We start from the raw sequence: 12,260 nt of genomic DNA on the forward strand, positions 1-12,260 counted from the left end.
AAAATCTTTCTTATATTTGAAATTTAGTATTAGATAATTCTTGTAATGAGTTTGTAATCTCTTCAGTTAGCGCCATATGAATCTTTTCAGTGTCACTCAGTGATGCAAGCAATGCTGAAACTCTATTTGGAATATTAAGTAAATTATTACGGACAACTCTTGCTACATTAAATGCATCGCGCTTTACTTCTTCTACTGCTACAAGTTCTCCTATCTCAGCCCTAGCTTTTGCCTCAAGAAGTTTACCTCGTTCCATTTCATTTTTTATTCGAGTTTTTAGCAACATCGTGGAAAGGTTACTTGTATTTTCGTTTTCTGGATTTTTCCTCCTAAGTGGCTGACTTGGATCTCTTATTGCCGCTACTGCTTCATTTGCTTGTTCTCTATTGATCAAACCATCCTCCAACTCAACTATTCCTTTTTTTACTAAATAACAGACATATTGCTTTGATACTCCTATCTCTCTTGCCCATTCTGTTTGTGTAATTTTCACTTTTTTCCTACTGTTTTTCTCCTTGAATTTCTGCAAAAGTTTTACCAGTACCGGCTAAAATGGCATCTCTTCCGGTATATATTTGCCAACGTTTTATAGTTACATCTACAAATTTTGAATCTAGCTCTATTGTCCTACAAATTCTTCCTGTTCTCTCGCATGCAATCAGTGTACTTCCAGAGCCGCTAAATGGATCAAGTACGATATCTCCTGATCTACTGCTATTAACTATTGCTCTTTCCATTAGCTCTACTGGCTTCATCGTTGGATGTAGTGTATTGTGTGTTGGCTTATCATAAAACCACAGATCACTTTGATTTCTACCTCCATGCCACTCACGTTTATTGCCGCTTTTCCATCCATAGAGCATTGCTTCGTATTGTCTTTGATAATCAGACCTGCCTAGCGTAAAATGATTCTTTGCCCAAATGATAAATGTTGACCATTTTCCTCCCGCTTCCTCAAATGCTTTTTGCAACGTTGAAAACTCTGATGATGATGCACAGATGTAAATTGCTCCTTTCGTATATGCTAAAATATGGGAACAGATGTCATAGAGAAAAAGCTCATACTTTTCACCTTGATTATCATTTAATATCTTTTTGTCTTGGCTATTACCATAATCAACGTTATATGGAGGATCACAAACAGTAATGTCTGCCATTTTATCATCTAACAGCGCTTTATATGATTCAACTACAGAGCTATCACCACAATAGATTCGATGATCACCTAAAATCCAAAGATCACCTGGCTTTGTTATTTCTACCTTTTTGTCATCAACAACTAAGTCAGAAAGATCTTCTTTTTCACCATCTAAATCATCAAGAAAGTTTTGAACTTTTTCTAATTCAAATCCAGTCATTTTAAGATCAAACTGCAAATCTTCTAACTCTTGAATTTCTACCTTTAAAAGATCATCATCCCACTTTGCCCAATTAGCTGATTGATTTGCCAGTAATCGAAAAGCTTTGGTTTGTGGTTCATTTAAATTATCACTTAAAACAACTGGAATACTCTCCATACCAAGTTTTCTTGCTGCTTTAAGTCTTAAATGACCATCAACCACAGTTCCATCGCTTTTTGCAACTATTGGAATACGAAAACCGAATTCCCTGATTGAAGCACACATTCTATTTACTACGTCATCATTCTTACGTGGATTACGCTCATATTCGACTAGATTTTCAACAGGATAGTAGTGGATTGCTAAATTCATATCTTAATAATTAAAAAGTTAATATTCAAAATATCTCTGACGCTAAAGAAGGCCTGGGGTCTGACCCACCAAACCCACCAATATGGCCGAAAGGACCCACTTTTTATGGATTTTTCGTCTTATTAATATCTTTACTGAAATTCATAACGTAGAACATTAATGCCAAAGCATCAGATTCATTATCATCTTTAGGTGAAAACCCTTTTTCCTTTACAGCTTCAATAACTTCACTCTTACTTGCATTGCCTTTGCCTGTTATAAAGCGTTTTATAGTTTTAACATTAACACCTTTGTACGGCACATGATGTTCTTCACACCAAGCAGACAGAACTGCGAGAAAACCGCCATAGCAATGCGCTGCATCAGTTCCTAGATGTCTTCTTACTTCCTCAAAATACACTGCAGAAATGTCCTTCAAAGAATTAAGCCAATTACGAAAATTCAAGAAGCACATGCCACCTCCGCTAAAACGGCTACCATGAAAGCTTTTGCTTCCACTTTCAATTACTCCATCTGTTAAAATTGCCCAGCCGGTTTGCTTGCCGAGATCGAGTGTTAGGGTTGACATTTGCTATTATTAAAATTACAAGTAGCACTTACTCCAAAATATCGTCTGGTTTCTGCAAAATACACTAGAAATTCATAGGTTTTTGTAGTCCAACAACGGAAATTCGAGAATTATGTGCTACTGCAGAAAGTTGTTTTCTTGTTATATATATTCACCAAAATTACGAAAACTGTTCACTTTTTTTTGCAAAGGATAAAAACCTTGTTAAACTTGTCTGCAGGTTTGTTTTGTAACAGTAGAATTACTAAGGATAGCTTTTATTTGTATCCGTTCAGAGGTGTGGCTTAAGAGACAATAGATAGAAGGTTTTGAAATGGATTTAACTTTTTTTGCCTCCAAGTGAGATACAGCGAAATTATCCGCTCAAGGAATCTATTCCCTCGCTCTGACTGTGCAAAATATGAATTCTTACGATGGACAACATAATGCCGTATTTGTCGCTCAACATGATTATTCGTTAATGGAATATTCTCTGGATCATCCAAAAATGTCCACATCATTGGCTCGGATTTTATAATACCCTTTACCGTTCGTGAAGCTCCTTTTGCTTCAAGTATATAAGATATTTTTATCATGCAGTACTGCATAAATCTTCGTAACTCTTTAGCTTGCTTAGTGAACTTTGAAATACTAATTTCATTTTCTGACAAAGCGTTTTTTAATGCAAATAATCCATTAGCTGCATCTTTTAAACAATGGCCAAGTCTCATTACTTCACTATTCCAGCTATGAGATAACCTCTCGAAATTTCTCAATAAGTGAGCCCAACAAATTTGTCGTTTTTCATCACTGAAGTGGTTGTAAACTGCATATCTGTCGGTAATTATCAGATTTTTGTAATCACAAAATGCACTATTCTTTAAAAACCTCATTCCTCTTGTATCTGCTAACTTCATAAGACTTGCTTTATTGTTGGCAAACATCCAGCACCATCCCAATTTGCCTTTGTTGTAGTGACTGGTTTCATCAATATGCAAAATTTCGCTTGCTTTCATTTCTTCCTCTATTTGTTCATAAGCTTCTTTACATTTTGACGAGACCCTTGCTTCGCTATTGGACACACTACCAACACTTATACTCATGTTAAAGATGTCTTTCATAATATTCGCTATTTCTCGCTTTGAATTCTTATAAAACCCACTTAGTGATGCAACTACTGACTTAACTCTAGGACCAAAGGTATCAGGTGTAACTCCTTCTGGTAATTTGCTACTCCTTCTTTTTCCACATTTACGACAGCGTCCATGTTCTAGTTGGTATTCCACTACGTAAGGTTTGATTTTTGGGAGATCAACATTCTGGTGAATATACGGTTTATTGCATACTGCAATTTCTCCGCCACATTCACAAGTATCATGTAATCTTACTCTAATTACTTCATCTGCTTCCATTTTTATCCGATAATTTCCTTTATGACCAACTTGACCGCCTATCTTCCTGCCACCCTCTGACTTATCTTCTGGTGTGTCTTTTTTTATTTTGTACAGCTCTTTTGAACTTGGTAAAGATGAATTCCTTGAGTTTAAGCCAAGTCTCTCTCTTAGTTCAGCATTCTCTATTTCTAAGATTTTATTTTTTTCTTCAAGCTTTGCTACTTTTTGCTCTAAGTTTTTATATAACTCTACAATACTGATCAACAATTGAAGCACCTAGCCTTACCTTACTATCAACATTTTCTGTTATTATTACTTTGATATATTATGTCAATTCTTTTTTATCCTTACCATACCTCTGAACGGATACTTTTATTTGAGTTTAAAGGCTATTATAGACGTTCTTTGGTGAGCAGTGATAGTTTTTTCCCTAAAGTCACATCTAGCTTTAAAACACAGTTTTTGCCTTATTTAAAAAAATATAAATTCTCAATTACGTAACTTACCAAAAGCCTAAATTTCTTTTGCTTTCTGTTTTCAACTTTTCTGTTTGAAGCACATCTACACTCAATGCCCCTATACTAATATATACCGGATTTCTTCTACTTTTTCCGGGATTTTCTAAAAAAAAAGTTAAAATAATTTCAAAACTGCTTACCAGCTAAAGAATAAAGTAGATAGTTCCCTATTTTTAGAGTTTTACAGTTGCTTGTCTTTTTTACAAATAACCTATATGCTACTTGAAGTAAGGTAGAGTAGATATGATAATAAATGAAAACGAAATTTTATTATATACAACTCCAGATGCTTACTATTACCCACAAATAAAAACATAGTATTGTATTTACTCAAATAATTTAATTTTATTAACTTGAAAGCTTATTAGATTGAAATTATTAAACTAAGAGTTATAATTTTAGCAACTAAAAGCTGTAAATTGCACCATATAAACAGTTATTTCAAGCAAAAGTTATGCCATTAAGAGCTATGCAACAAACATTTATATTTGTGGGTAATAGTAAGCTCCAGATGGAGACGTGAGAATTGATGTTTTGTATCGAGATGAAAACGTTTGGCTTACACAAAAAAGAATGGCGGAGTTGTTTGATGTTAATATTAGAACAATTAGTGAGCATTTACAGAACATATTTGCTAGTCAAGAGTTAGATAAAGATTCAGTTATCCGGATTTTCCGGAATACTGCTGAAGATGGTAAACAGTACCCTACACAATTTTATAATTTGGATGCAATTATAGCTATTGGTTATCGAGTTAATTCTAAAAAGGCTACATCTTTCAGAGTATGGGCTACAAAAATTTTGAGAGATTTCATCATCAAAGGATTTGCATTAGATAGCGAACGGCTAAAAAACGGCCCAAAGTTTGGCAAAGACTACTTCAATGAATTACTTGAAAAAATCAGGGAAATACGAGCATCGGAACGTAGGTTTTACCAGAAGATTACCGACATTTATGCTGAATGCTCTGCAGACTATGATCCAAATTCAGAAATAACAAAACAATTTTATGCAAAAGTACAGAATAAATTATATTGGGCGATTTATGGCCTGACTGCAGCAGAGCTAATATATTCTCGAGTTGACCACAAAAAACCAAATATGGGGCTAACTACATGGAAAGATGGTCCTGGCAACAAAATTCATAAGAGTGATGTGAGTACTGCAAAAAACTACTTGACTGAAAAAGAGTTGAGTGAACTAAATCATATTGTTTCCTAGATTATGCGGAACTTCAAGCAAGAAAGCATCGGCTAATGAAAATGTAGAATTGGGTTGAAAAGTTGGATGCATTTTTATTGTTCAATGATTATGAAGTGCTTAAAGATGCTGGTAAAGTTAGTGCTGAAGTTGCAAAAGCTCTAGCTGAAGGAGAATACGAAAAGTACAGAGTTGTACAGACATGAATCTGATTTTGATGAATTAATTAAAGCAAGTAAAGAAAGTGAGAAAATAACTACAACAAAAACCAGCTTGTAGTTGAGCTATCTGTGTTTGACATCTTGCTTTTATTTTAATTTCAAGGGGGGTGAAAAATTGTGTGCGCCAAGAAGTGCGTAAGGAACAGTTGGTGAAAATCCAACACGGGTAAAGCTTAGCCAGCAACCTGGAACAAACCATTATGCTGCGTAAGGTAACGAGCGTAGTAAAGCTAATGGAATGGACAACATAGGGTGCAACGAAAGTGAAGGTATTGAGTCCCGTAATTCACGCGTCATGGGGGCCGACACTTTACATTTGGTGGAAGGCAACATGGGTAATAACGCTAAGGAAAGATATTACTCACCCCATCGGGATCGAAGGCCGCGTCATGTGTTGAGATGGACCTTACGTGAACTTGGGAGATCCTTTGTATTCCTGTAAGGGTACTCTGGAACAAGTCAATAAAGGCAAGGACTGGAGGAAGATGCAAAGGAAGTCGGACTAACTGATAGTACTCGGAGTGTGGGAAAGCCACATACAAGGGGAAGCGGTTAGCAATATAGTGACTGGTATAGGGATTGCTATACCAATACAACAGAGATTGGAGGAGTATGCAAGGAAAACTAAACCAGATAGCAGTAAGGGCTAAGCAAGATAAGCGAGTAAAATTTACATCGCTAGTTCATTTGATTAATGAAGAGAATCTTGCAGAGTGTTACAAGGAACTAAAACGCAACAAGGCTTGCGGTATAGATCGTGTGACAGTGGAAGCTTATGGAGAAAATCTAGAAGAGAAACTTAGAACGCTAGTGGATAGTATGAAGAGAAAGCAATACCGACCGCAACCAGTGAAAAGGGTATACATACCCAAAATTGGAAGCAAGGAAAAACGCGGTCTCGGAATACCATCAACAGAAGAAAAGTTGGTACAGGTAATGCTAAAGAAGATATTAGAAAATATTTATGAAGCAAACTTTATGGACAGCTCGTATGGATTTCGACCAGGAAGAAATTGTCATCAGGCGATAAACGCTCTAGATAAAGCAGTTATGCACAAACCAATTAACTATATTGTAGAAGTGGATATCAAGAAGTTCTTTGATAATGTTCAACATAAATGGCTAATGAATTGTCTAAGGGAACGAATAGCTGACCCAAATTTATTGTGGTTAATAAAACGATTTCTAAAGGCAGGAATAGTCGAAGTTGGATGTTACAAAGCAACCGATCAAGGCACACCACAAGGTGGTATAGTAAGCCCTGTATTAGCTAATATATACTTACACTATGTGCTGGACTTATGGTTTGAAAAGAAATTTAAGCCAAAAGCCAGAGGATATATACAGCTAATAAGGTTTTGCGACGATTTTGTAGTTGGCTGCGAGAGGGAAGAAGACGCAAAAGAATTTCTAGAATTACTGAAACAAAGACTAAGTAAATTTGGATTGGAAATAGCTGAAAATAAAACAAAAATAGTAAAGTTTGGTAAGAAAGAATGGTATCAAGCAGAAAGAGAGAAACGTAGGACGGCTAGCTTCAACTTTCTAGGATTTACACATTATTGTGGAAAAAGTCGTAATGGTAAACTTATGATGAAGCAGAAAACTTCAAAAATAAGCCTAGCTAGAAAGATTAAAGAAATCAAAGAGTGGTTGAAGATGGTACGAAGTCGTATCTGTCTCAAAGATTGGTGGCAGAAACTTAAAGCCAAACTAACAGGACACTATAGCTACTTCGGAGTTAGCGGAAATTATCGGTGTTTGATTCAATTCAATCGACTGGCAACAAAGTTAGCATTTAAGTGGATAAACCGACGTAGTCAAAAGAAAAGTATCGATTGGGAACAATTTATACACTATTTAAAAGTAAATCCATTACCAAAACCAAAGGTATATGTTTCTTTATACACAGGAGCACTAGTGTGAACGCTGTATTGTGGAGCCGTGTGCGGGAAATCCGCAAGCACGGTTCTTTTGGGGAGACTATGGTTATGAGACCAAATCGCTGATTTCAAGGTCATAAGTCTCTACCAGACCCCCACCCTTTAGAAAGCCCTATCTACCAATAAATAGTGAAAACACAAATCTTTGTCTCCATTATACGCGATAAAATTGGAGACGTAAATAAATAAATTTAGATCTTTGTCTCCATTTTAAGCAGTTTACGAGCTCAGTAGCTTATGTTTATGGCAGCAACTTTTTTCCTTTAGCTTCATCTACAAATTATTTATAGAGATTACCTAAAGACTCAACTTAAGAATTTTAGATAAAAGTCGTTATATCTCAATAAGACCTCCAAAACCAGCTCTTGTTTCACCTAAATTACAAAAACTTTTCACTTTTTTGAAAAAAATGTTTTACAACGAATAAAAAGCGTGATAGGGTACAATGGTTTTTTTTTATAACAAGTAAAACTTTAAAGCAAGAGATAATTTAGAGATGCCTCATAATCAAGTTTTAAGCTACCCTAGGTGAGTAACTTAGGTCTTGGTGGAATTATACCCTGAGGTTGTAGAATCGCTTTAAAACCCAATTACGGTTCATTTGTTTTTTCTGAGCATTGTCTTTCATTTCTTTTATCAGATAATTTTGAAAGAGAGCTTTACACGTATCCATAGCTTATTATTGTAGACTGGTTAGTAACCGAACAGAGTAGTATGTTTTAAAGTCATACTACTATATTATTATTATATAATAATAGGAAATTTTGGAAACTGGAGACTGGTCAAAACCCCGCAATACTCCTAAGCTTTTTGCCACCTAAACCAGATTACAGCTCAGAAATCTGTCAACCATTAAACCATTGAAAATCTGGCATTTTTTTACTACCAGAAAGTACCAGATCTCATAAACTGCACCAGATTCTGCCAAGACTGAAGAGTTCTGGAGTCTGAAATAATCAATATACTTCGTAAGTAACCTTATTACTGTAGATGATATAGAAGAGATCTAATTATAGTAAAGCCAAATGTTTGAATCTTCAACTGGCATAATACTGCCATATTCTGGCGATTTATAATCGGTTGGTAAAATCTTCTCATATACTGTAATATCCTTATTTAGTTGGTTTGTAACTTTCTTTTCCATATCTTCAACACAAAGTATCCCATATTTACTTCTTTCAGCATTTTTATCATTCCTGTTAAACTTAATGTAACCTTTTGCAGCAAGAACATCAATGCGTTCACGAATGGAGTTTTTACTACCAAGACCTGCTTTATTTTCAAATACCTCACAGAATGTATTGATTGTATATACTTTCCCTCTATTTCTCGCCTCGTCGTAAATTAATTGCAGTATAATATCATATCTACGAGAACGCTCTGCATCTAATTTTTGTCCATAATCTTTATGTATCAGTCTCTGTGACTCATAATCAAGTATTTGCCAGCAGTTATCGATTTTATCAACACATTTTGATGGAATAGCATGACCATTACGTAATTCAAACATCAGTTGACGACTACTCTGCCGTTCATCTGGCTTAAACATTATCATTCCCGTAGTATAAAAGCTTCTTAATGAACCAGCACCACTGAAACTCTGAAAAGGATCTTCTTCTAATGATTTCTTTTGCATCTTCTTCGTGTGATGTACTAAAATGACTCCTGCATTCGGATTAACTAACTCTCTCAATTTTTCAACTCTTTCTTGCAGGAAAAATAGCATAGCATTATTATCATTTTCACTACTGTTCTCGCCAGCATCAAAAACGTTACGTAGTGGATCAATAGCTATAATATCAACTGTATTTGAACCAAATGATTTTTTTATTTCACCAAGAACTTCATCTATACTATTATCATTTAAGAGTAGCTTTGTTTGAGGTGTAATGACTAAGTTATCCAAAGCAATCTCAAGCAGTTCTTCATTGATTTTTAGTTGCTGTAGACGTTCACGCATATAGTGGTAGCCAATTTCAGTTTGAAGATAAAAGATTCTTAAAGGCCTTTTAGGTACCATATCAAGAAATTGAGCTCCTGCTGCCATGTAAATTAGCCAAGAAATTAAAAAGTCACTTTTTCCTACTTTAGGTGCTCCAGCAAACACTAAAAGTCCACTTGGAGTTAAAATTCGAGGAGCAACTATATCTTCTGGCATCGGTGATTTATCGTTAAAGTATTGCCTTGCAGAAAATGAAATCAAACTTTTTGTACTTAGAGTATTAGTAGTAAGTGCAGTTGAAGCTAAAAATTCTTTAACATTTATTCCTTCCTCTACACAATCTGCAGCATCCCAGCCTTTTGTTTTATTTTGTGGAATATTAAGAACAACAAGTGATTCAACTCCGATTTCTAAAAGCTTTTTTTCAGCATTTTTAGCATATTTCTTACCTGCTTCATCATTATCTGGCCATATAATAATGTGTTTACCTTTTAGCGGAGTCCAATCAGTTTTCTCAATAGGTGCATTTGCTCCAGACATCGCTGTTGTTGCAGTTATTCCCTTCTCTATCAGCGCTTCTGCACATTTTTCCCCTTCCACCAGAACAATTTTATCAGACTTTAAGATTTCTGGAATGTTGTAGATTGGCCTTATTCCTGGTGAACCATATCTGCCTCGCTTAACATCAAAAGGCTTGTATACTTTTTTCTTTCCGGGAGGGTCAGAACGGTAAACTTTTACAATCACCTGACCATTTTCATCATAATAATTCCAACTGTGGGTAATAAATTTCTCGAAGTCTTCATCAACATACTGTTTCTCGATGTATTTTTTATTATTTCCGAGCCACTCAGCTATAGAAGCCATTACCTCAGGAAACTCTGTCCTTGCATTCTTTCTATGTACAGATGCCCAAAGGTCGATAATGTCACCACCTTCTCCAGCTGCAAAATCATTCCATAACCCAGCTCTACTGCCACTTAGTTCTACTCTTAAACTTTTTCCTTTGTTACCATGCACATCACCTATTCGAAATTCATCACCATGGAAGGTACCATTGGGGAAAAGGTAAGAAAGACAAGATCTTAAATTCAACAATAGTTGTGCTTTAATCTCTGGAACATTGTATGAAACACTCATAATTAACCTTTAAATTCGGAGTCTTGTTCTATATATTCACCGGATTTACAAAAACTGTTCAGTTCGTAGGTGCGTTGTCTGATCAAAGTTTTGAGTGTCTGAGATTTAGAAAAGATTCTAGACTTTCAGAGGGTAAAAAACTCACGATTGTCTGAGGTATTTTTTTCATGTCCTACAATATTTACTAAGAAAGTTTCATCCTTAAGTCTTTCATTTAAGGATACATCTTATGAAATCTCGAAACTCTTATTCAGGTATTGATCCTAAAGTTGTTAATTTAATAAAATTTTATGCAAAATATTACAAATCGCTTACTGATCAAGATATTGAAGACATAGAACAAGACCTCTTCTGTGAATTTCTTTCATGCATAGATCAGCATGATAAAACTAAGGGCAGTCTTTCAACTTTTGCTAAGCAAGTTGTTAAAAATCGTATTAATAATCTAGTCCGTAAACACTCACGTACTACTCCTAAGCTTGAAAATAATGTGCAACAGGAAAGTTACTGTTTTGAAGATGAAGCGATACCACGTATTGATGTTGAGCAAATTATTTCAAAATTACCAAAGAAGTGGCAAGTTTTATGTGAACAATTAAAACACCACAGCATTGCTGAAGTTGCAGACATAAACAATATGTCACGGACTACTTTGTACAACATTCTCAAGAAAATGCGATCTAAATTTGCACCTGTTTACGGAAAAAAGCATAAGAAAAATTGAACAGTTTTTTGAAATTTGGTGAATTTATATATAGTGGCAAATTAAGGTAAAAGCATGAAAATAATAAACAGCAAAGAAAGAGCAAAAATGGTCACAGGTGTGAAGATAGTAATCTTTGGACCTTATGGAATCGCCAAGACTAGCCTACTTAAAACCCTCGATGAATCAACAACACTTTGCCTTGATTTTGAAGCAGGACTTCTAGCTGTACAAGATTGGAAAGGAGATTCAATCAGTATTCGTACTTGGAATGAGGCAAGAGATATTGCATGTCTCATAGGTGGTCCTAATCCTGCATTAAGGTCTGATCAGGCGTATAGTCAAAAACATTATGAGCATGTCTGTAGCAAGCACAAAGATCTTCTTTCTGAGGTTTCTAAATACCGCTCTATTTTTATTGATAGCATAACTGTTGCATCACGTTTATGTTTTTCATGGGCCAGAATGCAACCTGAAGCTTTTTCAGATAGATCAGGAAGAGAAGATAAAAGAGCTGCTTACGGATTACTCGCACAAGAAATGATGGCCTGGCTCAATCAGTTTCAACATATCAGAGATAAAGACATCATCATAGTTGGCACATTAGGTCAATATCTTGATGACTGCAATCGTCCAACTTGGCTGCCTCAATGTGAAGGAGCAAAAACTGCTAGTGAAATTCCAGGTATTGTTGATGAAGTAATTAGTATGGTTGGAATCAAGAAAGATGATGGTACAGAGGTTCGCTCATTTGTCTGTCAGACTATTAACTCTTGGGGATATCCCGCTAAAGATCGAAGTGGCTGCCTTGATATGGTTGAAGAACCGCATTTAGGTAAATTACTTGCAAAAATTAAAGCCAAAACCTTGGCTTCTGTTGCCTAAATTTAATTTTAAAAGGAGTAATATGGAACAAAGCTTTTTCAACATCGGTCAAAAA

Annotated in this window: 10 protein-coding genes; 5 read left to right on the plus strand and 5 right to left on the minus strand. The window is 35.4% G+C overall.

Annotation, left to right across the window (positions count from 1 at the left end; translation table 11 throughout):
• Positions 1-10: 10 nt before the first annotated feature.
• The 4 genes from OM967_RS07995 to tnpC form a co-directional block, all read right to left on the minus strand.
• Positions 11-493, minus strand: a complete 483-nt coding sequence (locus OM967_RS07995) for a hypothetical protein (protein WP_264337554.1) — start codon at positions 491-493, stop codon at positions 11-13.
• Positions 494-500: 7 nt separating this feature from the next.
• A complete protein-coding gene (locus tag OM967_RS08000) occupies positions 501-1,712 on the minus strand; it encodes a DNA modification methylase (RefSeq protein WP_264337420.1) in 1,212 nt (403 codons plus the stop codon).
• Between the two features lie 103 nt (positions 1,713-1,815).
• On the minus strand, positions 1,816-2,280 hold the full coding sequence (locus tag OM967_RS08005; protein WP_264337421.1) for a crossover junction endodeoxyribonuclease RuvC: 465 nt from the start codon (positions 2,278-2,280) through the stop codon (positions 1,816-1,818).
• A 284-nt stretch (positions 2,281-2,564) separates the two neighbouring features.
• Positions 2,565-3,917, minus strand: coding sequence for an IS66 family transposase (gene tnpC, locus OM967_RS08010; RefSeq protein WP_264337407.1), 1,353 nt, complete (start codon positions 3,915-3,917; stop codon positions 2,565-2,567).
• A gap of 773 nt (positions 3,918-4,690) precedes the next feature.
• On the opposite strand from tnpC, the gene OM967_RS08015 reads away from it, so the two are divergent.
• From OM967_RS08015 to ltrA, 3 genes are all read left to right on the plus strand, one after another.
• A complete protein-coding gene (locus OM967_RS08015) occupies positions 4,691-5,392 on the plus strand; it encodes a virulence RhuM family protein (protein ID WP_264337569.1) in 702 nt (233 codons plus the stop codon).
• Positions 5,393-5,454: 62 nt separating this feature from the next.
• Positions 5,455-5,577 (plus strand): hypothetical protein, encoded by a 123-nt coding sequence (locus tag OM967_RS08275; RefSeq protein WP_264337405.1) that lies wholly within the window; start codon positions 5,455-5,457, stop codon positions 5,575-5,577.
• A gap of 627 nt (positions 5,578-6,204) precedes the next feature.
• On the plus strand, positions 6,205-7,518 hold the full coding sequence (ltrA, locus tag OM967_RS08025; protein WP_264337348.1) for a group II intron reverse transcriptase/maturase: 1,314 nt from the start codon (positions 6,205-6,207) through the stop codon (positions 7,516-7,518).
• 1,023 nt (positions 7,519-8,541) lie between these two features.
• On the opposite strand, the gene OM967_RS08030 is transcribed toward ltrA, so the two are convergent.
• Complete coding sequence (locus tag OM967_RS08030; protein WP_264337402.1) at positions 8,542-10,617, minus strand: AAA family ATPase; 2,076 nt, start codon at positions 10,615-10,617, stop codon at positions 8,542-8,544.
• Positions 10,618-10,846: 229 nt separating this feature from the next.
• Here OM967_RS08030 and OM967_RS08035 point away from each other — a divergent pair, with 229 nt between their 5' ends.
• Both OM967_RS08035 and OM967_RS08040 read left to right on the plus strand, forming a co-directional pair.
• A complete protein-coding gene (locus OM967_RS08035; RefSeq protein ID WP_264337400.1) occupies positions 10,847-11,341 on the plus strand; it encodes an RNA polymerase sigma factor in 495 nt (164 codons plus the stop codon).
• Positions 11,342-11,395: 54 nt separating this feature from the next.
• Complete coding sequence (locus tag OM967_RS08040; protein ID WP_264337422.1) at positions 11,396-12,205, plus strand: ATP-binding protein; 810 nt, start codon at positions 11,396-11,398, stop codon at positions 12,203-12,205.
• Positions 12,206-12,260 lie beyond the last annotated feature (55 nt).

The sequence above is a fragment of the Wolbachia endosymbiont (group B) of Dolichovespula media genome (assembly GCF_947179505.1).
Lineage (GTDB): Bacteria > Pseudomonadota > Alphaproteobacteria > Rickettsiales > Anaplasmataceae > Wolbachia.

Bases quoted from the DNA above. Each gene is read 5' to 3' on its own strand.
- OM967_RS08030 (WP_264337402.1), bottom strand. From the start codon at position 10,617: ATGAGTGTTTCATACAATGTTCCAGAGATTAAAGCACAACTATTGTTG.
- OM967_RS08035 (WP_264337400.1), top strand. From the start codon at position 10,847: ATGAAATCTCGAAACTCTTATTCAGGTATTGATCCTAAAGTTGTTAAT.
- OM967_RS08005 (WP_264337421.1), bottom strand. From the start codon at position 2,280: ATGTCAACCCTAACACTCGATCTCGGCAAGCAAACCGGCTGGGCAATT.
- ltrA (WP_264337348.1), top strand. From the start codon at position 6,205: ATGCAAGGAAAACTAAACCAGATAGCAGTAAGGGCTAAGCAAGATAAG.
- OM967_RS08000 (WP_264337420.1), bottom strand. From the start codon at position 1,712: ATGAATTTAGCAATCCACTACTATCCTGTTGAAAATCTAGTCGAATAT.
- OM967_RS08040 (WP_264337422.1), top strand. From the start codon at position 11,396: ATGAAAATAATAAACAGCAAAGAAAGAGCAAAAATGGTCACAGGTGTG.